Here is a 24,449-nt window from a genome sequence, read left to right as displayed (position 1 = left end):
TTCAAAGTTAACTTTATAAAAATTGCCTTTGAGGCTAAAGTTGAGATAGTACATTTTTTTGACAAAATGCGCCTGAAACGTGCATTAAAATTAATCGTGGTGCATTTTCGGCTTGTCTAATAGCTCCGGGGAAATGTTTTCTACATAAACACCGTAAGCATCAATGATTACCCCTTTCAGGTTTCCTACCGGTGAAGAAATCGCGTAGATTATGGCGCTGTCTCCGGGATCCGTCATCCCCTCAAAACGATAAAACTCGACAATCTAAAACTCTTCCGGCATCACCTGTATGTCGAGCGCCTTGCACTCTATGCTATCAGGCGCCAGTGTGAAATCATATTCATAACCTCTTTCCACAAGGTCAGAAACAGCAGCGGTCAGAGTGTCATAGATATACATAATTCTAATTTAATAAAAATTAATTGTACTACTTGCCTTTTTAAATTTCATAGTTCAATAAACTTTCTGATATTTAAGCATCATGGTGGTATCAGAAAAAACGCTAAAATGGGGACTTTGTTTGTATCCGCCTTTATTATTTCAGCGAATATGGGTAAAGCGGTTTCATAAAGGCTTTCGTGGCGTAGATGTGAAAATCAACAAGAGTCTGTTCAATAAGAATTATAATGGTTCTATTTTCGGTGGGACGATCTATGCGGCCACAGATCCATTCTATGCCCTATTGTTTGATCAGCTGCTCAGGCGTGAAGGTTTTAAAGTAAGGGTATGGTTGAAAAGTGCCTCTATACAATACCTAAAACCGGGTCATGGAGACTTGTTTTTTACCATTATTGTGACAGACGATATGCTCAATGAGGCCATAGAAGCCATGAATACTACAGGTAAATTTGTGAAGGCTTATCCCATGGAAATCACCAATGCGGCAGGTGAATTGTGTGCCACCGTCATGAATGAAATCTATGTGCGTAACTTACATCAGGGAGAAACACCGCGTATTGCTTATTAATTATGAATATCAAGAAACTTATCCTGCAAGGCGAAGGAACGACCCTTGATTTTAAGAAAACCGTTACCAATCATGAAAAGATTGCCCGTAGTATTGTCGCTTTTGCGAACCATAAAGGGGGGCAATTGCTGATTGGCGTAGCCGATGATGGAACAATTAGAGGTGTGAAATCCGAAGACGAAGAAAGATATATGCTGCTTAAATCTGCGCAACAATTCTGCAGACCAGCAATAGATTTAACTTTCGAAGAAGTATATATCGAAGATAAGCTCCTGCTGGTGGTAAATATTGGCGCTAGTGAAACGAAGCCCCACTATGCTTTAGATGAAAACAAAAAATGGTGGGTATATTTCAGAATTCAGGACAAAAGTCTTCTAGCGAGTAAAATTCTGGTTGACGTCATTAAAAAAAGCACAGAACATCAAACCCATCCAATTCCTCATGGAAAAGAGGAGCATGTGCTATTTGATTACCTTGGCGAGGAAGGACGTATTACTTTAAAACAATTCAGTAAAATCATCAAAAGCTCTTATAAAAAGGCACAAAAAATATTGGTTGCACAAATTCTTGGCGGTACGATCCGGCCCCATAGTTCAGAAAAGGAAGAATATTTTACATCAATTCAACCACAACAACTCGTTAAATAATTTCTATCTCAAAAAATCAGGATAGAAATGCCGACTTTTGTAGCAATGCTACAAAGACTTTATTCAAAATATAAACCTTATTACTCCGATAACCTACGATTGGCTATGCCGATTGTGGTTTCACAATTGGGGCATACTCTTGTCCATTTAGCCGACAGTGTAATTGTTGGTCATTTTGCCGGAACGATTCAGCTCGCAGCAGTCTCTCTGGTAAACAGTCTTTTTATGCTCATTCTGGTGATCGGTATGGGTATTTCCTATGGGCTAACCCCGTTGATGGCTCAGGAAAATGGCCGCAAAAATTATGATGAATGCGGGAAACTACTATCCAACAGTTTAATCATTAACATCATCACCTCTATTTTACTTTATGGTTTTGTGCACCTTGGCACTTTACTCGTTATCGATCACCTCGGACAATCACCCGAAGTAGTCGCTTACGCCAAGCCATATTTAGGTTATCTGGCGATTTCCATTATTCCATTAATGATCTTTCAAACCTTTAAGCAATTCGCAGAAGGTCTTGGTTTCACTAAACAGGCCATGTTTGTGTCGATCTGGGGAAACCTGCTCAACATTATTCTTGGAGTCATTCTGGTAAAAGGAATGTTCGGAATAGCCCCAATGGGTGTCAAAGGTGTAGGCATCAGCACGCTGATAGACCGTACATTGATGGCCATTGTTATGTCGATCTATGTCCTAAAATCTAAATACTTCAAAGACTATATCAAAAGCTTTAAAATTACTTTCTTTGATAAAGTAAGGGCAAGAAAAATCATCAAGATCGGTGCCCCGGTAGCCTTACAATATTCTTTTGAGATCAGTGCTTTTAGCGGTGCAGCCATTCTAATCGGTACCATCGGCGCAGTTGAACAAGCCGCACATCAGGTGGCGATGAACCTTGCCGCGGTAACCTATATGATGGGTAGCGGAATTGCTTCTGCGGCCACCATAAAAACCGGAAATAATTTTGGCAAGAAAAACTTCCTGGACCTCCGACAATCGGCGATTGCGAGTTATCATGTCATTATTTTGTTCATGAGCATTACAGCAATTCTATTTATTGCAGCCAATAATTTACTGCCGTATATTTACACAGAAGACATGGCGGTGATTAATATCGCAGCTCAATTGCTGATCATTGCAGGGTTTTTCCAACTGTTTGATGGCACCCAAGTCGTTGGATTGGGCATTTTAAGAGGTATTGGCGATGTCAATATCCCAACATTTATCACCTTCCTTGCTTATTGGGTAATTGGTATTCCATTGGGATATTACCTGGGTATTCAATTGGATTTAGGCGTAAACGGAATATGGTACGGTTTAACATTTGGCCTGCTTACCGCTTCTGTACTCCTCTTCTTTAGATTCCAGAGTAAAACCAGAGCGCTGAATATTAAAGCAGTTTAATGCGATCAGCAAGAAATACATAAAACCCATTTATTAGAATAAAAATGAAAAGCCCCCAAAAAGTTAGACACTTTTTGGGAGCTTTTTTATGAGTAGGAAAACAAAGTTTTTTGCAGTAAATTAGTTTTATGATCGGTGATCAATCGCTTAAAGCAACAGCTTGCTTGCCAATCCCAGTAACAATAAGAATCCGAAAACATCTGTAAAAGTGGTAATAATAATCGATGATGCGATAGCCGGATCAATTCCGACTCTTTTTAAAAGCAATGGAATGCCCGCACCAGTCACACCTGCAATCAATAAATTCCCGGTCATCGCCAGAAAAATGACCACACCCAGTAAAGGATTACTGTCAAAAAATATAGCGAACATAAACACGATCAATCCCGTAACCGCACCGTTGATCAATCCTACGGTGAACTCTTTCAATACCGTACGATACGCTTGATTATCGGTCAGGTCGTATAAGGAAATCCTTCTTACAGTAACCGCCAGGGCTTGTGTTGCTGCATTTCCACCCATCCCTGCAATGATCGTCATGTAAGCCGAAAGTACCGCAATCTTTTCAATAGTAGAACCAAAATGACGTACTACTGCGGATGCTAAAAATGCCGTTCCTAAGTTTAAAATCAACCAAGGCAGACGGGATTTTACCGCTTCTACCCAGTTACCGCTAAGTTCTTCATCTTCGGATACTCCGGAAATTTTCAGGATATCTTCCGTGTTTTCATCCTCCAATACGTCAATAACGTCATCAAAAGTAACCCGTCCGAGTAACTTCATATCGTTGTCGACAACCGGAATACTGGTAATGTTATATTGCGAAATCAGCCTGGCCACTTCCTCTTGATCGGTATCAGGGGTTACCCAAGCCACCTCTGCTTTCACTAATTCGGTAATATGTACGTTTCCTTTAGCCTTAATGATGTCCTTCAAAGAAACGATCCCCTGAAAAACATTGTCGTCATCAATCACAAAAATGGTATAAAACTCCTCGATTTCTTCACTCTGACGAATAATCTCGTCAATGGCATCCTTTTTAGTAAGGTTTAGATTGACGCGAATAAACTCGGTGTTCATTAAACCACCGGCTGTTTTTTCGTCGTAACTCAATAAATTCCGGATACTGGACGCATCATCTTCACTTAAATCTTCCAGAATCTCCTTCTGCTCATGCTCTTCCAGCTGGGAAATAATGTCGGTAGCATCATCATAATCCAGCTCCTCTACAATCTCCGTCCGCTTGTCGGGATGCAGCTGCAATAACAATTCCTCGGGATGGGATTCTTCATGCATCTCAGAAATGACTTCTGAAGCGATCTCTACTGGCAAAAGATTGATGATTCGTTCCTGGTCTTCTTTATTGATACTTTCGAAAAGAATGGCTATTTCCGAGGCATGATACTCCGAAAGAATAACCTTAAGTTGTTCATCATCACTATTTAAGGCGTTCTTTAATTTAGAAACGTCTGTTTTGTCCAGGTCGAAGGATTGCATGTGTTCCCAAAGTTACAATAATCAGGGTTATTTAAACCATCCTTTGCGCCAGAAATATATGACCTGCAGCACTGCAATTGCAGCCATGCCCAGCATCGTATACACATAACCATTCGCCTGATAGAGCTCCGGCATATTCTGAGGCAGTACTTTACCGCTGATTGGATCAACGTTTGCAAAGTTCATTCCGTATATTCCTGCAATAAAAGTTAAAGGGATAAAAATAGAAGAAATAATGGTCAGCACCTTCATAATCTCATTCATCCGGTTGCTGATAATAGACAGATACATATCGATATTACTCGCAGAAATCTCCTTTAGAGACTCCACAATATCTATAATCTGGATACAATGATCGTAAGCATCCCGGATATACATTTTCGTCTGATCCGTGATCAAATGTGTGTCACTGCGCAGAATGTCATTTAATTTATCCCGTTCCGGCCAGGCTACTCTTCGGATATTGATCAGATTTCTTTTGATCAATTGTGTATCAAACATGACCGACTTATCTGGTTTATCAAATAAACGGTCCTCTATATTATCTAATTCATTACCCCAGGCACTCAGAATCTCAAAGTAAGTATCGATTATAATGTCCATCAGGGCGTACATCAGGTAGCTGCTCCCTCCAATCCGAATATTACCCTTCCCTATTTTTAGTCGGGAACGCACCGGCGCTAAGCAGTCCTCATATTTCTCCTGAAAAGTAAACAGTGCATTATCCGTCAACAAAAACGAATACTGCTGATTTTCCAGGTTTTGATTTTCATCCAGCTGCAGCATTCTGCTGACTGCGAAAACATGATGGTCATACTCTTCCTGTTTCGGACGCTGGTAAGTTCGGGTAATGTCCTCTAAAATCAGCTTGTTTACATCGAAATCCTTGCTTAACGTTTCAAACAAAGCCAAAGAATTGAAGCCTTTAATCTCCACCCAAAACGTATGCGTTTTATCCTGTAAGAGGGTTTTCAGCATACTAATGTCAGTTAATTGCCGCTCTTCATAGCTGTCCGCATTATAGCGGTACAGCGTAACAACGGGTTTTAATGCATTTGGGTCAATATAAACCATCCCCGGACTAGATCCGGCATGTGGCAGCGCTAAATGCTGACGTTTCTTTTTGTGCTTTGCTGGTTTAGCCATTTTAAAAATAGGATTTCGCTTGCGGGCCCTGGTTAAACAACAAGTCCACAATACTTAAGTTTGGCTTAAATCCTGCCCTGTCGTCAAACACCTGAAAATAAGGCTTAAAATCACCTTCAGGCTTTTTAAATACTGGTCCGGAACGAAAATCAAGTTCCGCCGTAACCTCATCATAATATTCTTCAGTCAGCTCAAATTTAGGCGTGATCTTGAGTTGCTTGAATAGCCAATCCATGATTTCCTGATTGTAATCAAAAAGAGAATCGAATTTTTCATGATAAAAACGTGCAAACTCATCTTCATAATATTCGAAATAAGCAGAATTGCGGTAACAGCTCTCCAAACTCTTCCAATGTAAGCGCTGCCAGTTGAAATCATTACTGATTTTTACATCCTTCATTTTGGTGTGTAATTTTTTACCGCGGATCACCGGAACGATCAGGTCTAAACTCCCATTAGGTGAGTAAACTGTAGCCCGGTTTCTGAAGGTTTGTTTTGGAAAATGTTCCTCTTTTTCCAGTAAAAATTCGTTTCCAAAACGCTTCAATTCTTTGAAATAACTTACTGGGGGAAGATAAAAAAGGGGGAATATAGCTAAACTTTGCATCTGTTATTTTATGTTTGCAATCTTAATCCGCCAAAATAATGATAAAAAAAAGCTTTTCTTATATAGGAGTAGTTTTTTTAAACTTTTTATCCCTCCTGCCTATCCAGCTGCTGTACTTAATTTCGGCAATCTGTTACTATGTAATCTATTATATTGTAGGCTATAGAAAGAAAGTAGTGCGTGAAAATCTTGTCAATTCCTTCCCAGAAAAAAGTATAGAAGAAATCATCACTATTGAGAAAAGGTTTTTTAGGTATTTCGCTGATTTAACTGTTGAGGTGATCAAAATGCAGTCCATCTCTAAAAAGGAAGTCCAAAAACGTGTCAAATTTACCAACCTGCATTTAGTCGAGGAATATTTTAACAGAGGAGAAAGCGTATTGGCCTGTACCGGTCATTATGGCAATTGGGAATGGGGAATGCTGGCATTGGGCGCACAGCTTTCCAAAAAAGCATATGTAATCTATAAGCCGCTCAACAACAAGGTTTTTGACAACTGGTTTCTCAAGATGAGGAGCAAATATGGCAATGTTGGTGTGCCCATGCGACAAACATTGCGCAGCCTTGCCAGCACAAGAAATGAAGCCACAATGTTCTGCTTTGCGAGTGATCAAAGTCCGGTTACAGGAGAAGCCCACTATTGGCTAAATTTCCTGCATCAGGATACTGCGGCCTTATTAGGCTTAGAAAAAATCGCTTTACAAACGAATAGACCTATCTTTTACTTTAAATTGAAATACCTCAAAAGAGGTTATTACGAAGTAGATTGCGTGCCGATCTGTCCAGTCCCAAAAGAAACCAAAGCACACGAAATCACCAATACCCATTTTAGTTTACTGGAACAAATTATTAACGAAGAACCTGCTTACTGGCTTTGGAGCCATAGGCGATGGAAAACAAAACGAGAATACGCATCATGACAGCAGCAAGTGTAGCAGTAGTAATTTTAAATTGGAACGGAAAAACACTTCTGGAAAAATTTTTACCGGGAGTGGTACGGTCCTCCTATCCCAATTTACAAATTATAGTGGGCGACAATGCCTCTACAGATGACTCTGTCGCATTTGTGCGTCACATTTATCCGGAAATCCGTTTAATTCAAAATGATGGAAATTATGGCTTTGCGGAAGGTTACCGCAGGTTATTGGATCAGGTTGATGCAGAATATTATGTATTACTAAATTCTGATGTTGAAGTACCTGTAAACTGGATTCAACCGGTGATCGACCTGATGGAAAAGGATGATAAAATCGCCGCTGCACAACCGAAGATCAAATGGCAAAAAGACAAAACTAAATTTGAATATGCGGGTGCTGCCGGTGGATACCTGGACTTACATTGCTTCCCCTTCTGCAGAGGACGTTTGTTTGATACCGTAGAAGACGATCAGGGTCAATATAACGACGCAAAAGAGATCTTCTGGGCAAGTGGTGCCGCCCTATTTATTAGAAGCAAATGCTGGAAAGAATCCGGCGGCTTAGATGCTGACTTCTTCGCACATATGGAAGAAATTGATCTTTGCTGGAGATTAAAAAACATGGGCTATAAAATCATGTACTGTCCTGATGCCGAAATATACCATGTTGGCGGTGGTACATTGAATGCCAATAACCCTTATAAAACCTATCTGAATTTCAGAAATAACCTGATCATTATGCAGAAAAACCTGCCATTATCAGATGCTTATTTCAGGATCTTCATTCGTTTTTTTATAGATTTCGTAGCCTTAGTTCACTTCCTGGCACAGGGTAAAGTAGATTTCGCGATGGCAGTCAGCAAGGCTCATTTTCATTTCTTCCAGAACATATTTACCAATGGAAAGAAAAGGACAAAACAGCAGATTGCCTACCACAAACATACCGGGCACTATTCTTCAAGTATTGTATATGCCTATTTCATTAAGAAAATCAGATTCTTTAGCGGATTAGGTATTTAAATCTATATTGAGCATGCTGCTTTCATTTTCTTTGAAAAGAAAACATAGCTGTTGAAACTTCAGTTAGCCATAAAAAATTCCCTTACCAACCCATGATTAAACAATGGGTTGGTAAGGGAATTTTTCAAGTACATGATAAATTTTAATAATTATTTCTTTTCAGGGACAAAAATAATCGGCCCTGGTCTGTTGGCTACTGTCGTTAAAACCTTATAGATATAATCACAAACCAGTTTTTCACCTGGTACATTGATCAATCTTCTGTCGTCTTCCGGAGTATGGTACTGCGGGTGACCACCCGTATGAAATCCCAATACCGGGATATCTTTCTTGTAAAAGGAAACATGATCTGAACCGCCAACATCATAATGGTTCACGAAGGGATGAACACCGATTTCCGGCCCCAGCTTCGTCAACAATTCCACACCGCCATCAAATGTAGCCGCGCCGCCCATATACAGGTGTTTTTCTGAATTCATCCTCCCTACCATATCCATATTGATCATCAGTTTTATCTGAGACAAAGGAACCAGTGGATGTTCTGTGAAATATTTAGAACCCAATAGACCCTGTTCCTCTGCGCCAAAAGCAATCACCATCACACTGCGTTTCAATGAAGCTTTATTTGCAGCCAGTTTTTCTGCGATTTCCAAAAGTGCAGCGGTACCGCTGGCATTGTCATCAGCACCTAAATGAATGCCTACCGTATCTGGTTTTTTGGAAGAAGCCCCTCCCATTCCTAAATGGTCATAATGCGCACCAATCACAATGAACTCCTGCTTTAAAACTGGATCGGAACCTTCAATGTAACCGATTACATTCTGAGTTTTCACATAAGGCGTATCCTGTACTCCTTTTTTTACCCTCATTTTGGCGGTAAACTCCTGGATATAACTTCCATTATAAGCTGCAATTCCTGATTTTTTGAACTGCTTTACCAAATAGTTAACTGTCTTTTTGTTTTCGGCAGTTCCAGGAAAACGCCCTTTCATCTTCGGCGATGCCAATGTCCAGATGTGCTCTTTAATTTCCTTTTCAGTAATGTCTGCCTGCGCTAAAGCAGCTGCGCTGATCACAACGCATACTGCAGATAAAAAAATCTTTTTCATCATGTCAATCCTTAGCTTTTCAAAAGACTTTCAATCGCTAAGCGGTAACCATCCAGGCCAAACCCAGTTAGCACGCCTTTACAGTTCTTTCCGGTCAGGGAAACATGTCTGTATTCTTCTCTGGCGTAGATATTAGACACATGAACCTCTATTACAGGAGTATTTATAGCGGCAATCGCATCTGCCAATGCCACAGAAGTATGCGTATAGCCCCCAGCATTGATTACGATACCATCATATTCAAAACCCACTTCATGCAATTTATTGATCAGTTCACCTTCTACATTACTCTGATAGTAATCGATTTGAAGGATGCTGTACATGGTTCTCAATTGCGTGATATATTCATCAAAACCTAAATTTCCATAGATTCCTGGTTCGCGGACGCCTAAAAGGTTTAAATTTGGGCCGTTAATAATTTGTATCTTCATTAGCTCAAACTTAAAGCTAAAAACTTACAGTAGAAAATTTTTGTGTGATTAATAACCCCTATATACCGGCTTTTAAAGCCTATTTGAAATTGGAGCGCTCGCTTTCAGGCAACTCCATTGCGGCCTATATCAATGATGTTCAAAAACTGTTTCAATATTTTGAATCTGTTGAAGAGAAGCCTTCAGTGAAAGAAATCAAACCAGCGGATTTAAAAAAATTTATCAGCTGGATCAATGATCTGGGGATGTTACCCAGTACACAGGCAAGGGTGATCTCTGGCTTAAAATCATTTTTCAGCTTCCTCATGCTGGAACAGATTATTGAAGAAGATCCTTCCGCTTTGCTGGAGACACCAAGATTAGGTAAAAAATTACCCGATGTTTTGAATATTGAAGAAATCAATGCTTTGATCGAGGCAATTGATGCATCAAAACCAGAGGGCATGAGAAATAAGGCAATTATTGAACTCTTGTACAGCTGTGGATTACGGGTTTCGGAGCTGACCAATATCAGGATCTCCAATATCTTTGCAGAAAGCGAATTTGTAAAGATTGTAGGAAAAGGGAATAAAGAACGGATTATCCCCATTGGTGCTGTGGCATTGAAGTATATTAAGATTTACCTGGAATCCAGTCGTGTCCACATTCCCATCAAAAAAGGCTACGAAGATTATATTTTTCTAAACCGCCGAGGAACAGGTTTGTCGAGAATATCCGTGTTTACGATCATCAAAGACCTGGCTTTAGCCGCAGGATTAAAGAAAAGCATCAGTCCCCACACCTTCCGTCATTCCTTTGCCACTCATCTGATTGAAGGCGGTGCAGATCTGCGTGCGGTACAAGAAATGCTCGGACATTCCAGTATTACTACGACGGAAATTTATACACATCTTGACAGAAATTATTTAAGGGAAATCATTACTGGATTCCACCCCAGGAGTTAAAAGGTAGGCGTTAGCTTAGCTACGAACAACTTTTGACGCAAGAATCATTCTTGGTTTTCCTTGCATATCTTTTCTTAATGATATGAATTCAAAGCCTTTATCTTTCAGCATCTGAATCGTTTCTTCGGATAAGTATTCATTGATTTCGAAGAACAGTTTTCCATTTTTTTTTAGATTGCTAACTGCAAAATCAGCAACTGCTTCATAAAATAGCAAAGGTCTTTCGTCTGGAACAAATAGCGCCAGATGAGGTTCATGTGCCAAAACGTTCTGATGCATTTCGGCCATTTCCTTTCCGGTGATATAGGGTGGATTGCTCACGATGATATCGAATCGGGCCTCAGACTTAAAGCTTAATATATCAGCATGAATAAAATTCACAGGGCTCCCCAGTCGCAAAGCATTTTCCGAGGCCACTGATAAGGCCTCCTGAGATAGGTCTACCGCGGTTACGTCTAAAGCTTCAACATGTTTTTTCAGGCTGATCGCAATACAACCGCTTCCTGTTCCAAAATCAATCACCGTTTTACCGGCAAGATGATCTTCTAAAATCCAATCTACCAATTCTTCCGTTTCTGGTCTTGGAATTAACACCGCTTCATTGACTATAAAGAATGATCCATAAAAATAGGCCTCTCCTAAAAGATACTGAATGGGTTTATGTGTCTTTAGTCCAGCTGCAACCGCATAAAACTGCTCCTGTACTGCTAAGCTCAGTTCTTTGTCCCAATTCATCATCAGGCTGCTCCTCGTGATCTTTAACAAATGTTCAACAGCAACCGAGAAAATCGACTTAACTTCCTCGTCCTCATAAACATCTTTCAATTCTGTCTTAAAATGCGCTAATAACTGGCTTAAATTCATGCCCTGCAAAAGTAAGTAAATCGAACAATATACCTTACTTTTGCCCCAATGGCCGACGAATTATATATTAAAAGATGTTTGGAGCTCGCTATTCTTGGCGCTGGAAACGTGAGTCCAAACCCAATGGTAGGGTGTGTGATCGTTACAAATGGGGTCATTATTGGAGAAGGATACCATCAGAAAATCGGGGAAGCACATGCCGAAGTAAATGCTATAAAAGCGGTATTTGCTAAATATGGGGAAACAGAAGGCGCATTATTGTTAAAACAAGCAACAGCATATGTTAGTCTGGAACCTTGTGCCCATTTTGGCAAAACACCTCCTTGTGCAGATCTCCTGATCAGACATCAGGTTAAAAGAGTTGTTATTGGTAACAAAGACCCCTTTGATGCAGTAGACGGAAAAGGCATTACTAAATTGAAAAATGCAGGCATAGCTGTTGTTTCTGGTATCCTCGACAAAGAATGCGCTCATTTAAACCGTCGGTTTTTCACCAGAATTCGTCAGCAGAGACCTTATATCATCCTAAAATGGGCAAATACAGCCAACGGCTATTTTGCCCCGATAAAAGAAGAACAAAAATGGATCTCTGGTCCGCTGGCCAAACGTCTGGTTCATAAATGGAGAACAGAAGAAGACGCGGTCATCGTTGGTAAAACAACTGCTATGGTCGACAACCCACAGCTGAACTCCAGAGAATGGCCCGGCAGAAATCCAATCCGGATCATCATCGATCGAAATCTGGAAGTCCCAATTACACATCACATTTACAACAACCATATTAAAACATTCATATTCAACGAAATAAAAACTGATGTAATCGAAAACACACACTTCATCCAAATGGAAGACATGTCTTTCTACCTGCCTCAAAAGATTGCTTTTCAATTGTACTTAATGGACATACAATCCGTTATTATTGATGGAGGCGCACATCTGCTGAACCAATTTATTGAAGCTGGATTATGGGATGAAGCCCGGGTATTTACTTCAAAAGATGCCTGGACCGATGGCATCCCCGCACCAAAGATTAATAAAATCATTAGCGCAGCGCATCAGATTGGAAATGATCAGCTAAAGATTTATCAAAATAACCAAGAAGCATGATCTATTTAATCATTAGCATTTTTTGCAGCGTTACTGTCGCTGTTCTATTGAAACTCGCACGCCGATATAAAATAAATATTTTACAAGCGATCACCTGGAACTATCTATTTGCGATTGCTTTGAGTCTCTTCTTCTTCAAACCTTCGGTTTCAGAATTAACAACTGCCAAAATATCACCTGTTTATCTGGGATTAGGTATTTTATTACCCCTGGTATTTTGGTTCCTCGGCGCATCCATTAGAAGCATAGGGATTGTAAGAACAGATATTGCACAGCGATTATCTTTGTTTATTTCGATCCTGGCAGCCTATTTCCTATTCGGAGATCAGTTTAATACCTTAAAAATCTTAGGCTTGTTTTTTGGTTTTGCAGCGATTATTTTCACGCTGTACCGTAAATCCAATGCCCCGACATCTGGTGGCAGCTGGATTTATCCCCTGCTGGTTTTCTTTGGTTTTGGCTTTATTGACATTCTGTTTAAACAAATCGCACAGATCAAAGACCTGGCTTATACGAGTTCCTTAATCCTGACCTTCGCCATTGCTTTCATTTTATCTCTTCTGGGCATCATTTACCTGTCCCTTTTTAAAAAGCAAAAACTAGAACTTGTCAATTTTGCCTGCGGAGCGATACTAGGACTTTTCAATTTCGGAAATATTCTTTTTTACCTGAAAGCACACCGCGCAATGGCTGAAAATCCATCTACGGTATTTGCGGCGATGAATACCGGCGTGATTATTCTGGGTACGCTGGTTGGCATATTGCTATTTAAAGAAAAGCTGAACAACCTCAATTATCTAGGTTTGGCGCTGGCTCTAATCGCAATCATCTTCATTACCTTATCACAGTTTCATGCTATTTGACGATACTTATAAAACGATCTCTGCTCCTTCTGAAGGACTATTTAAAGACCGTGGCAGTAAATTTATTGCCTTTGCTTACCCCATTAGGTCTGAAGAAGAAATAAAGCCGATACTAGCACAATTGCGCTCCGAACACGGAAAAGCCAGGCATTTCTGCTGGGCTTTACGCCTAAGCCCTGATCGTGCCGCTTTTAGAATCCAGGACGATGGAGAACCTTCGGGAACTGCCGGCAGGCCCATCTTAAACGCCATGCTTTCTGCTGACATCACCAATGTCCTGATCGTTGTAGTACGTTATTTTGGAGGAACATTATTGGGCGTACCTGGCTTAATCAATGCCTATAAATCTGCAGCAATTGAAGCGATTCAAGCCGCAGAAATCGTAGAAAAGACGGTAAACGATGTTTATGAACTCACTTTCGATTACCTAAGGATGAACGATGTGATGCGCTTATTTAAAGAGGAACAGCTGCAGATTCTTGCTCAGGAGTTCGACAATTCCTGCAGCATTAAGTTTGAAGTCAGAAAAGCACAGCTAAACCAGGTTTTAGGGAAAATCGAAAAGATCGATGGCATTAAACTCAACTATCTCCATACCGTCTAATTAAAGTAATTCCGACACGGCATTTTAATCAATGCACAAACCCCTACTGGTTCATTATTGTAAAGTGCAACAAATATCTTCCCTCTTTTGTCCAAAATATATGCTTCTGGATCATCTAAAACCTTATAATCGGCTTCTTCCATTTTAAAATAGGTAGAAATCCATTCTTCATTCAAAGCTCTGAATGCCGACTGATATTGAGATTCATAAGGTACAATTTGTACCTCCTTACTTTCCTTTAATTTTTTCTGCTCCTGAACCCTCCTAAGCAAAGGTTTTTGATCCAAAAGGAATTCCCATTCTTCTAAGGCTTCCCAAAGGTTGTGCCTAGCTTCCGAAATCACGCTGTTAATAGCGGCATCTACATCTACACATTGTACCTTAAGTTCTTTCGCAAAATCGATTCCCTTTGGCGTTAATTCCACTACATTTCGTCTTTTATCCTGGGAGTCACGGTTTTCCTGAACCAATCCTGCCCCTGTCATTGCCTGAATGATCTTACTCACTGAAGGTTGTGAATGCCCTATCTCGACTGCAATTTCAGTGATGGTCTTTTCCCCTTCTTCCGCAAGCACAGTCGTTTACAATGGTAGACTGAAGTAAAAAGAGGAACCCTGATTAATTTCACTTTCGACCCATACTTTTCCATTGTGTCTTTTAATAATCTCCGCAGATAAATGGAGTCCCAGGCCAAAACCAGAAATAAATTTATTGTGCTCACTTTTCACTCTATAATAGCGTTCAAAAAGCTGTTCCAAATCTTTTTTCTTGATACCAATTCCATTATCTTTCACGCAAACTTGCACCATGCCAGAAGCGGCTACCGATGATACTTCAATTATCTTTTTAGAGTTTATAGAATATTTAATCGCATTGCTTAGAAAATTGTTAAGTACCTGACCTACCTTATCACGATCTGCTTTTACCATCATTACCGATCCCTTTTTGAAAACAATATCGATTGTCGGATTTATAAAAAGTGATTCTTGAATTGCCTCCTCAATTAGTTCGTTTATTTCAAATACTTCAAGGTCTAAGTGAATTTTTCCTCCATCTGAACCTGATACGGATAGGAATCCATTAATCATACTGTTCATTTTTTTGATCAAAAGACTTACCCTTGATAAGGAAGGACCGATAAAAGAATCATCTGTTTTTTCAACCTTTTTACTGATCATTTGCACATAAGCCTGGATCGAAGTGAGTGGTGACCTTAAATCATGACTGACCATAGCAATGAAATCATTTTTGCGCAATTCATCTTGCTTATGAATGGTAATATCATTCAAAACACCCGTGAAATAAGCTGGTTTTTTTTCATTGTCATAAGAAAGATTTCCAATTAGCCTTGCCCACCTCAATTGATTGTTGTTAAAGCCTAATAATGGAAACTCCAGATCACACCTCTCGCCACCAAGAATATTTGCTTCAATGGCATTAATAAATTTTTCCCTGTGTGTTTCAGCAATTCTTTCGACAGCCGCTTGATAAGTTAGTTTTTCTTCAGAATAGAAGCCAAAAATTTCCTTAAAATGCGTAGATGGTAAAAATTCACGGGTTTTAGCATGAATAGAACAAGTGCCCAGTTCAGCTGAATCTATAGTCATTCCCAGCATCTTATTGCTGATATCCAAATCAAGCTGTGTATTTTTTAGTTCCGTAATGTCATTAAAAGTAATGATTGCCCCGTTATTCTGCTGGTCAGATTGTCGCATATAAGGCATCGTCATCACCTGATACCACTTCCCATTATTGGTTTCAATCTCTTTGGTAATCACAATTCCATCTCGCAGTACCTTTTTAATATCTTCAATAATCGTTTCAAACTTTATATTCGTAGTGATATTACTTAATGGCCTTCCAATATCTGATTCCAATAGATTGATCTGCTTCACTGTGCCTGGGGAGAATTTCATCAAAAGCAAATCGTTATTGATAAACAGCTGGCCATTGATATTGCTTCTGAAATAGTTATTCAGGTCATCATTAGTCTCCAGCAACTCCTTATTTTTTAGCTGATACTCAGAATTAATGGTATCCAGCTCTTCATTCACAGACTGCATTTCTTCATTTGTACTCTGCATCTCTTCATTTGCAGATATCATTTCCTCGTTAAAGGACTGCATATTTTCATTAGAAGCGTCCAGTTGCTCATAAACAGAATTGAGCTTCTCTTTTGTTTCTTTCAGCTCCTGTTCCAAATTAATTGTATATTGATCCTGAAAACCAGCCTCATCAAAGTCTTTGCTTTCGTGTTCAGCGACTGCAAGAACTTTATCTTCAGTGAAAGTGACCATAAAAAATTTTGGTAATTTTCTGTCAATCAGCATCGGGCTCACCATCATATTTACCATCATCAATTGATCAGCCTGTTTTATTTTGATGCGATTCAGACTAGCTTTTTTATTAGTCTTTAATACTGTATTGCTTAAGGTATTAAAGACCATAGCCAATTTTTTCGGCAATAACATCTCCAGATTAGTGGTAAAAAGTTTAGGGAGTAAATATTTAGAAGTGTCTCCATAAGACCTGACCACTTCCTTGTTTTCGTCAATACACAGCACCAGATAACCCAATTCTTCCGCAAGATTAGTTTGCATCAGCTCCGTTAGAGAGGGAAATTGATCGGAACCTAGCTCCTGACGGCTGACATAAACAGGGCGATTTTTAACTTCCAATGAATCGGGCATTGAAAAAGCCTCAAAACTATCCATTCGTTTTGATTTTATATTCTTGTATAGCTTGTATTGTTTATTTACAATTTCCAGGTTCTGAATAATCGGCATTGGATTTTCACTGGATCCTAAAAATAAATAACCGTCCATTTTAAGCCCAAACAGCAACATTTCGAATGTTTTCTTTTGTAATATTGGAGCCATATAAATCAGCAAATTCCGGCAGCTGATGAAATGCATATTGCAATAAGGCGGATTTTTGACTAAATCATGTTGTGCAAAAATGGCCATTTTCCGAAGGCTGGGTTTAACTTGATAATGATTGCCTTCCTTTACAAAATGAGTAGTTAAGCGCTCTTTCGATACCTCTTTCAACGTATCCGGGTGATACAATCCTTTCCCAGCATGAATTAATGCCGTACTATCAATGTCTGTGGCAAATATTTTAACCACAAGTTGCTTAAGCTCACCAGTTAACAATTCGGTAATTAGAATTGCCAAAGAATAAACCTCTTCACCTGTGGCGCAGCCTGCTACCCAAATTTTAAGTTCTTCCTTTGGACCAAGGCTTTTCAAAATCGTCGGTAGTACATTATGTTGTATGTACTGAAATGCTTCTTTATCTCTAAAAAATGAAGTCACACTAATCAAAAACTCTTTTGATAAAGCTTCAATTTCTTCCTGAGAGGTCTTTAAATAGTTAAAGTATTTATCGAGGGTATCGAAATCATGAGCAGCCGCTCTTCTTTTAGTCCGCCTCAAAATTGTAGAGGTTTTATAATCGGAGAAGTCATGGGGAGACTGCTGTTTGATGAGTTGTATGATTGCTTTTAGACTGAGCTCATCGTTAGAATTATCAATCTTCAAAGTCCGCTGATGCTGCACATAATCTTCAATAGCACCAGGCATTGCCGCTGGTTCTAATATAAAATCGACCATTCCTGTAGCAATCGCTTTAGATGGCATACTTGGAAAGCTGGAAGTGTCAGGGTTTCTGGCGATCACCATTCCTCCAGCTTTTTTAATCGAAACAAGTCCTTCAGAACCATCACTTCCTAAACCAGAGAGGATAACGCCTATTGCTTTACTACCGTAATCTGCCGCCAAAGAATTAAAAAATGTATTGATAGTGAGGTGTGCTGCTCTTATTTCATCTTTAGCACTTAAATATAGTCTACTGGCAGCAATGGTCATGTACTTATCATGTGGAATAAGGTACACTTTATTACATTCCACCAAAATTCCATCGCTGGCTTCTGTGACCATTAGTTTGCTGTGTCTAGCCAAAACCTCTGACATTCTGCTTTTAAAAGTAGCGGAAAGATGCTGAACAACCACATAAGAAACTCCATCTAGCGGAGTATGGTCAAAGAAAGTGTTAATTTCCTCTAAGCCACCGGCTGATGCACCAATTGCAATAATATATGCTGGAGCACTCATGCCCTTTTTAAATTTAAAACTGTTGTTTTCATGGATAGCGGAAATAGGAAGCTGCAGAATCATAAATCTACTTAAAACTAAGGGCAATTCAACTTATTAATTGAATTGCCCTTCCTATTTGGCTGTAAAACCACCATAAAACAAACAATTAGCTGAACTAAGGATCCATCGGTTCATCAAAATCAATTTGCAGGGACATGACATTAGGATAAAACTCCAAGGCAAAGTCAGATAAGCGTTTTCCTAATTTATAAGGCTCATATCCTAATTCCTGCACACATCTCCCTAATAAAGCGCCGCCGATATACCTACTTTGAGATATAGCCGTCACTGTCAGCGCTGCTCTATCCATAGGGATCCCGTACCTGAACATGATCCTAGCTGCATTGCGCATATTGGTAGTGGTATGTCTGGCTTGAGGCTCCATAATCACCACACTTTCTGGTATCTTCAGTTTTTCAACTAAGTATTTTTTCATCTCATAAGCCTCATTGTATTTCGTTTTAAATGGGTGTACTCTCCCACCAGAAACCATAATAAATGGCGCTAAGCCTTGATGATATTCTATGGCTGCCAATCGGCAGCGCAGCATACCACCCGCACTTAATTCCACATCACGTTCTTCAGGTCCTTCACCAGGTACTAAAATTAAGCTGTATTTATAGGAGGCAAAGCTTGTTGTACTGATTGCTGAAATACTTGCTTTATTTACGCCGCTTCGCATCGGTTCAAAATCACCGGCTTCATCACGCTCATTAATTTCCAGCGCAGTTAAAGCAAAAGTAATTGCAGGCTCAAAGAACATAGCATCGGACTTTCCCGAACTCAATACGGCATTGGTACGGACCAGTTCCAGGTAACTTTTATCCTTTACATTAAAAGCGATGGAATCTATTTTCGGATAGTTCGGTTTTGCGCCTGCTACATATACCCCAATTGTAAAATTGAGGGCCTTAGCATCCTGCTCCCAGGCCTTAATTAACAACTCTACGGGTTTCAGATGGCCGTACATCAGGTAACAGCCAGAAGGGATCAGTTCATTTTTGACCATGTTGCTTAATGATTCATCCTGTTTAAAAAGAATAGTTAATCGCTTGCTCACAGCAGCAATTTCTTCTTCCGTAAATTTAAACGCAGTGCTGAGACAGGTAACGTCAGTTTCACAATTTCTAACGGCATCTGCTATTTTCAGCGATTTACTTTTAAACAACGCAGTCAATTCCAGATCATTCTGAATCCCTTTTTTAACGGCAGCATTCTGTTGAAGTAAAGTGAGCAGGTAATAATTCTTATACTGAACGGGATTTAAATGTTCCGAAAACACATATTTTGGATCTTGTGCGGCAACATTTAAGTTGCACAATCCTCCAAGGAGTAAAAAGAAAAGAAATGTCATTTTCATAACTATTCAAAATTTGAAATAAAAAACCGGCAGCCTAAACCTGGATTATTCCCACAGTTTAGTGGATCAATCGGTGTTCAAGCTGCCGGTCCAGATCAGGTTACAAATTAATAGCCTTCATTCTGGTAACCACCTTTATTGTTGATATTGTCAATTTCAACTTGCGGTACTGGATAAAGACTTCTGAAAGCTGGGATACCTGGGAAAATAGCAGCCATCTGATTGGTTCTCACGATATCAAACCAACGATCAGCTTCTAAGGCCAGCTCTAATCTTCTCTCTAAATACACCGCTGTCCTAAATTCAGTTTGTGTAGTCAGTAATAAAGGCGTTTTTAGAGAAGCATTCGCATTTTTGCGAACCGCATTCAATGCTTTAAAAGCTTCTGTATTGCCATAAGCGGTTTCATTGAGTGCTTCCGCATACATCAGTAACACATCAGCAGTACGCAGCACAGGGAAATCACCGCTGGTTTCATTGTTCAGCTGAGGCGCATTAAATTTACCTGGTCTGCTGCCAGTTCCGGTAATCGCCACCAATGGCTGACGATTATCACCAGTTTCAAATAACGATTGAGGAATACTAATGATGTTCGTATTGTTGTTATTTCTATAACGGTTGTCCTGGTGTACAAACTCTTTTACACCGCCATTCAGGTACTGCACTGCAAATATAATGTCCTTGCTGGTTTTCAGGTTATTAGGGAAAGTTCGGTTCTGCGGCACCGTATCTAATAGATTTCTAGCATAAACAGCGGTCACCACAGGTTGTAAGGTACTTGCTACCAGGTCAAATTTCTTTTGATATAGGTACACTTTGCCTAATAAACTGGTCGCCGCAAAGCTGGTTGCCTTTCCACGCTGTGCATCTGGCCAGGATGTCGGCAATTTTGCAGCTGCATCTTTTAAATCATCAATCACCTGCTGATAGACCTGTTCAGATGATGCCCTTGTATTTTGTCTAGCCTGCTCTGTGGTTTGAACAGTCAGCACCAAAGGAACCTTGCCCCAAATCCGGGTCAGATTGAAATAACTTAGGGCCCTGATAAATTTCGCCTGACCGATGATCTGCCCCTTAATGGTTTCATTCATGGTAATTGCAGGTGCACGGTCCAGGATAATATTACACCTGTATATCGCTTTGTAGTGACCCATCCAGGTGGCAGAAAGAATACTATTGGCCGAAGTTTCCGCAAATACTTCAATCTGATTACGTACACCGGCACCAGATCCAGGATCATTATCGATCAGGTTATCGCCGCGAAGCTCCCCAAGAGTCAATAAATTATTTCCATAAAGACTATCGCTCTGTAAAGCGTCATAACAAGTGACCAGACCGCCCTGGAGTCCCTTTTCATCCAGGTAAAAAGTGCTTTCTGTATAAGAATCCAGTGGTTTTAAGTCTAAAAATTTCTTGCAGGAAGTTGCTGTGATGAGCACACAAATGAGTATGATATATTTTTTCATCTTTCTATGATTATAAAGTGATGTTAATTCCTATTGACGTTGTTTTTGCTGTTGGATAAACCCCGTAATCTTCGCCATTTGTAGTGGCATCGCTGCGATTGGTTACCTCTGGATTATAGCCGGTATATTTGGTGAAAGTGAATGGGTTTTGCATGGCTACATAAATCCTAACCTTATTAATCGCTAATTTTTTAGCTAAATTTTCCGGTAAAGTATAACCAAGGGCAACGTTGCGGATACGTAGATAAGAACCATTCTCAATATGCCAGGTGGAAGTTGTTCCATTGCTGCCTTTAGCCGCACGATTGGCCCTAACATCCTGACCGCTTCCTGGATCACTTTCTGATTTCCAGCGGTCCAGCGAACTGATCATGTTGTTCATGTTTCCTTCTTTATTGGCAAAATATCTGCGGGAAAGGTTTAGAATCTGATTGCCGTAAACCCCTTGCATGGCAATATTTAAATCTATGGCTTTATACTCAAATGAAGTAGCAAAACCATAGGTAAACTTAGGCAGGTAATTTCCTACAATCTCTCTGTCTTTCGTCAGATCAATCACCCCATCACCATCCACATCTTTAAATTTGAAATCTCCTGGTTTAGAGGTATTCACATCATAATTGCCCTGTGTATCCAGGTAATGAGGATAAGCATCCACTTCTGCCTGGTTTTTAAACACTCCTAAAACCACTGGTAAATAATAAGAACCGATCGGCTCCCCCACACGGGTGATGAAATAAGCATTGGCAACAGAACCTGTTTTTATGATGTCTGCATTTCCTGGGCCCAGCTCTACTACTTTATTGATATTCTTGGAGAAGTTTCCACTCGCATTCCATTTAACCGAACCAAACTGCTGCTGTGTACCTAAATTGATATCAATCCCTTTATTGTTTACTTTACCAATGTTTTTCAATTCCGTCGCAAATCCGGTTGAAATTGGCACTGGCACATCTAACAGCAGGTTATTGGTATTACTATTATAAATATCTACTGATAAAGTTAGCTGATTCTTGAAAAATGCCGCGTCAAAACCAATGTTCAGCTGTGCTGTCTTTTCCCATTGTAAGTCGTCATTAGGCTTTGCAATTGGTGCTGCACCATTGATGACACCTGGAGTAGTCCCGCCAAACACATAGCCAAAATTGTTCATGGAACCTTGTGCCGCGTAATTAGGAATGTTGAAGTTACCGGTTAACCCATAACTAGCCCTTAATTTCAGGTCAGAAATTGTTTCCGAGTTTTTCAGGAAATCTTCTTCTGATAACCTCCATCCCAGGGAAGCCGATGGGAAATAACCCCATTTGTTGTTCCTGCCGAATTTAGAAGAACCATCCGCTCTGATCGATCCCGTAAACAAATACTTGCCTTTATAGCCATATTGCAGCCTTGCGATACCGGAAGCCAATGCCCATTGCGTTCTTGTCGCTGTACCGTTGGTTACCAAACCAGCTTTGATAAATTCTACCTGATCACTGATAAATCCTTTAGAAGCAAAAGCGTAATTGCCGCTTAAATCATCTTTTTGAGTAGACCAGCCGACTAAAGCATTGATGTTATGGTCACCGATGGTTTTTGCATAGTTTAGGGTTTGCTCTAACAGCCAATTCGTTTCTTTAATCGTGCGTGAAGAACCTGTAGCCTCAGAAAGTGGATTTCCTGCAGTATTGGATTGCGGAAAGGTTGATGGCCTGAAAGTATCTTCAGAACTGTTAAACAAATCCACACCCAGCTGAATTTTGTATTTCAAATCCTTTGACAATTCTGCTTCCAAAAAGGCACTACCAGTCATACGGCTGGTCGCTACATCGTCTTTCTGAAGCATGGCCAAAGCCACTGGATTCCAGGCTTGTGTTCCTCCATTACCGTCTGCAGTTCTATTGTCAGGCAAGGTAGTTTTTGTGCCTGCACTCCATGAATTCTGGTCAAAATTATAACTGCCATCAGGATTGTACACCGGGAAAATTGGGGCATAATGCAATGCTGAGGCCACAATACCGCCACCGTTAGCATTATAAGCACCATTGGCATTCACTCGCTTTTCATTGGTGACCGAAGGACTGAAGTTAATACCATATTTAACCACACCTTTTTTACCTTCCAGGTTTACGCGACCACTATAACGCTTGAAACCGCTATTTAAAATAATTCCATCCTGATCAAAATATTCCAGGGAACCATAGTATTTCATTGACTCAGACCCACCAGATGCAGATATTGAATGGTCTTGAATTGCTGCTGTTCTAAAAATCTGGTCCTGCCAGTCCGTATTTGTTAAACCTTGCTGACCTTGCAGATAAGGTAAAACCTCCAGTGGCATCACTGTATTGGTATTATTACCTGTATTAAATAAACGCAGACCGTTGTTGTCATTCACGCTATAATTCACCAATGGCTTTCCAGTGGCCAGATACTTCCTGTTATTGGCCTCCATAACATCTATATAAGAGTTATTTCTGGATTCCAATACCATCTGTGCATACTGATACGCATCCATCATCTTGATTTTATGCGCTAGCGATTGCCAGCCGGTATAACTGTTTACACTTACCGTGGTTACGCCATTATTGCCTTGTTTGGTAGTGATCAATACCACACCATTGGAACCTCTGGATCCATAAATTGCAGCAGATGAAGCGTCTTTTAAGACCTCTATGGAAGCAATATCATTGGTATTAAGCGTATTGATGTTGTCATTTGAGATCGGTACTCCATCAATCACATACAGCGGATTTGAGCCTGCAGTGATGGTACCAACACCTCTTACTTTGATCGCAAGCGCGCCGCCCGGTGCACCTGAACCTTGCGAAACCTGGACCCCTGCCATTTTTCCGACCATCGCTTCTGCCGCATTACTAATCGGCTGATTCTCCAGATCTGAGGCCTTGATACTCGCAATAGCGGTGGTCACATCCTTTTTCTTCTGACTACCATAACCTACCACTACCACGTCAGACAAATTATTTGCTGTCGGATTTAACTGGATCAGCAGCGTGGCCTGTTCACCAGGTTTCAGTATATAATTGGTGATGGTTTTGGTCTCATAGCCTATATAAGAAGCGCTGATGTTATATGGAACATTCGCAGAAAGGCCTTTTATCGAAAACTGACCTTCAGAATTGACCATAATTCCTTTCTTTTCATTGGTTTTGACATTCAGTAAAAGTACCGAAGCACCGAGTAAGGGCTGCCCTGTTTCGTCTTTTACAATCCCGGTAATCTCAGAAGTCTGAGCCCAGGTCTTTGCCGACACTGACATCATCAGCAGGCAAAAGAACAAGTGTGTAGTAAATTTTTTTAGCATAGTCTAATTTGTTTGATTGTTGTTTTTTGG

At 40.1% G+C, this 24,449-nt stretch carries 21 protein-coding genes; 9 read left to right on the top strand and 12 right to left on the bottom strand.

The window, feature by feature from the left end:
- Positions 1-90 precede the first annotated feature (90 nt).
- Positions 91-237 (bottom strand): hypothetical protein, encoded by a 147-nt coding sequence (locus H9X96_RS22865; protein ID WP_255431016.1) that lies wholly within the window; start codon positions 235-237, stop codon positions 91-93.
- 244 nt (positions 238-481) lie between these two features.
- Here H9X96_RS22865 and H9X96_RS05700 point away from each other — a divergent pair, with 244 nt between their 5' ends.
- The 3 genes from H9X96_RS05700 to H9X96_RS05690 are packed head-to-tail and all read left to right on the top strand — an operon-like array spanning position 482 to position 3,024.
- Entirely contained in the window at positions 482-967 is a 486-nt protein-coding gene (locus H9X96_RS05700) for a DUF4442 domain-containing protein (RefSeq protein WP_187665348.1), read from the top strand.
- A 2-nt stretch (positions 968-969) separates the two neighbouring features.
- Positions 970-1,614 carry a helix-turn-helix domain-containing protein gene (locus tag H9X96_RS05695; protein WP_187665347.1) on the top strand — a complete coding sequence of 215 codons (645 nt, stop codon included), beginning with the start codon at positions 970-972 and terminating at the stop codon, positions 1,612-1,614.
- Between the two features lie 27 nt (positions 1,615-1,641).
- Positions 1,642-3,024: an MATE family efflux transporter gene (locus tag H9X96_RS05690; protein ID WP_255431015.1), complete on the top strand. Its 1,383-nt coding sequence runs from the start codon at positions 1,642-1,644 to the stop codon at positions 3,022-3,024.
- A gap of 147 nt (positions 3,025-3,171) precedes the next feature.
- Here H9X96_RS05690 and mgtE read toward each other — a convergent pair whose 3' ends face one another.
- Genes mgtE through H9X96_RS05675 form a run of 3 tightly spaced genes read right to left on the bottom strand, consistent with a single transcriptional unit; the run spans position 3,172 to position 6,274 of the window.
- A complete protein-coding gene (gene mgtE, locus H9X96_RS05685) occupies positions 3,172-4,521 on the bottom strand; it encodes a magnesium transporter (RefSeq protein ID WP_187665346.1) in 1,350 nt (449 codons plus the stop codon).
- A 27-nt stretch (positions 4,522-4,548) separates the two neighbouring features.
- Positions 4,549-5,667, bottom strand: coding sequence for a magnesium/cobalt transporter CorA (gene corA, locus H9X96_RS05680; protein WP_187665345.1), 1,119 nt, complete (start codon positions 5,665-5,667; stop codon positions 4,549-4,551).
- A 1-nt stretch (position 5,668) separates the two neighbouring features.
- Positions 5,669-6,274, bottom strand: coding sequence for a WbqC family protein (locus tag H9X96_RS05675; RefSeq protein ID WP_187665344.1), 606 nt, complete (start codon positions 6,272-6,274; stop codon positions 5,669-5,671).
- Positions 6,275-6,312: 38 nt separating this feature from the next.
- On the opposite strand from H9X96_RS05675, the gene H9X96_RS05670 reads away from it, so the two are divergent.
- Both H9X96_RS05670 and H9X96_RS05665 read left to right on the top strand, forming a co-directional pair.
- Entirely contained in the window at positions 6,313-7,194 is an 882-nt protein-coding gene (locus tag H9X96_RS05670) for a lysophospholipid acyltransferase family protein (RefSeq protein ID WP_187665343.1), read from the top strand.
- The gene (locus tag H9X96_RS05665) at positions 7,191-8,210 is read left to right on the top strand and encodes a glycosyltransferase family 2 protein (protein WP_187665342.1); all 1,020 of its coding nucleotides are present in this window, start codon (positions 7,191-7,193) and stop codon (positions 8,208-8,210) included. Before H9X96_RS05670 ends, H9X96_RS05665 begins: the two co-directional genes overlap by 4 nt.
- A 149-nt stretch (positions 8,211-8,359) precedes the next feature.
- On the opposite strand, the gene H9X96_RS05660 is transcribed toward H9X96_RS05665, so the two are convergent.
- Both H9X96_RS05660 and aroQ read right to left on the bottom strand, forming a co-directional pair.
- On the bottom strand, positions 8,360-9,322 hold the full coding sequence (locus H9X96_RS05660; RefSeq protein ID WP_255431014.1) for a M20/M25/M40 family metallo-hydrolase: 963 nt from the start codon (positions 9,320-9,322) through the stop codon (positions 8,360-8,362).
- A gap of 8 nt (positions 9,323-9,330) precedes the next feature.
- Positions 9,331-9,750 carry a type II 3-dehydroquinate dehydratase gene (aroQ, locus tag H9X96_RS05655; RefSeq protein ID WP_187665341.1) on the bottom strand — a complete coding sequence of 140 codons (420 nt, stop codon included), beginning with the start codon at positions 9,748-9,750 and terminating at the stop codon, positions 9,331-9,333.
- Between the two features lie 44 nt (positions 9,751-9,794).
- Between aroQ and xerD the strand changes: the two genes are divergently transcribed.
- Positions 9,795-10,694, top strand: coding sequence for a site-specific tyrosine recombinase XerD (xerD, locus tag H9X96_RS05650; RefSeq protein WP_187665340.1), 900 nt, complete (start codon positions 9,795-9,797; stop codon positions 10,692-10,694).
- 15 nt (positions 10,695-10,709) lie between these two features.
- Here xerD and prmC read toward each other — a convergent pair whose 3' ends face one another.
- The gene (gene prmC / locus H9X96_RS05645) at positions 10,710-11,558 is read right to left on the bottom strand and encodes a peptide chain release factor N(5)-glutamine methyltransferase (protein WP_187665339.1); all 849 of its coding nucleotides are present in this window, start codon (positions 11,556-11,558) and stop codon (positions 10,710-10,712) included.
- Positions 11,559-11,606: 48 nt separating this feature from the next.
- Here prmC and ribD point away from each other — a divergent pair, with 48 nt between their 5' ends.
- Genes ribD through H9X96_RS05630 form a run of 3 tightly spaced genes read left to right on the top strand, consistent with a single transcriptional unit; the run spans position 11,607 to position 14,132 of the window.
- On the top strand, positions 11,607-12,665 hold the full coding sequence (ribD, locus tag H9X96_RS05640) for a bifunctional diaminohydroxyphosphoribosylaminopyrimidine deaminase/5-amino-6-(5-phosphoribosylamino)uracil reductase RibD (protein WP_187665338.1): 1,059 nt from the start codon (positions 11,607-11,609) through the stop codon (positions 12,663-12,665).
- Positions 12,662-13,528 carry a DMT family transporter gene (locus H9X96_RS05635; RefSeq protein ID WP_187665337.1) on the top strand — a complete coding sequence of 289 codons (867 nt, stop codon included), beginning with the start codon at positions 12,662-12,664 and terminating at the stop codon, positions 13,526-13,528. The genes ribD and H9X96_RS05635 overlap by 4 nt, the downstream gene beginning before the upstream one ends.
- Positions 13,518-14,132, top strand: a complete 615-nt coding sequence (locus tag H9X96_RS05630; RefSeq protein WP_187665336.1) for a YigZ family protein — start codon at positions 13,518-13,520, stop codon at positions 14,130-14,132. The genes H9X96_RS05635 and H9X96_RS05630 overlap by 11 nt, the downstream gene beginning before the upstream one ends.
- On the opposite strand, the gene H9X96_RS05625 is transcribed toward H9X96_RS05630, so the two are convergent.
- From H9X96_RS05625 to H9X96_RS05605, 5 genes are all read right to left on the bottom strand, one after another.
- A complete protein-coding gene (locus H9X96_RS05625) occupies positions 14,129-14,707 on the bottom strand; it encodes a MarR family transcriptional regulator (RefSeq protein WP_187665335.1) in 579 nt (192 codons plus the stop codon). The two genes, H9X96_RS05630 and H9X96_RS05625, sit on opposite strands and share 4 nt — an antisense overlap.
- A 6-nt stretch (positions 14,708-14,713) precedes the next feature.
- A complete protein-coding gene (locus H9X96_RS05620; protein ID WP_187665334.1) occupies positions 14,714-18,247 on the bottom strand; it encodes a chemotaxis protein CheB in 3,534 nt (1,177 codons plus the stop codon).
- 157 nt (positions 18,248-18,404) lie between these two features.
- On the bottom strand, positions 18,405-19,649 hold the full coding sequence (locus H9X96_RS05615) for a YdcF family protein (protein WP_187665333.1): 1,245 nt from the start codon (positions 19,647-19,649) through the stop codon (positions 18,405-18,407).
- A 107-nt stretch (positions 19,650-19,756) separates the two neighbouring features.
- Entirely contained in the window at positions 19,757-21,115 is a 1,359-nt protein-coding gene (locus tag H9X96_RS05610) for a RagB/SusD family nutrient uptake outer membrane protein (RefSeq protein ID WP_187665332.1), read from the bottom strand.
- 10 nt (positions 21,116-21,125) lie between these two features.
- Positions 21,126-24,419, bottom strand: a complete 3,294-nt coding sequence (locus tag H9X96_RS05605) for a TonB-dependent receptor (protein WP_187665331.1) — start codon at positions 24,417-24,419, stop codon at positions 21,126-21,128.
- Between the last annotated feature and the right edge of the window lie 30 nt (positions 24,420-24,449).

The sequence above is a fragment of the Pedobacter sp. N36a genome (genome assembly GCF_014472395.1).
Classification (GTDB): domain Bacteria; phylum Bacteroidota; class Bacteroidia; order Sphingobacteriales; family Sphingobacteriaceae; genus Pedobacter.
The sequence above is the reverse complement of the archived record's forward strand: the minus strand, read 5'-3'. Positions and strand labels throughout refer to the sequence as shown.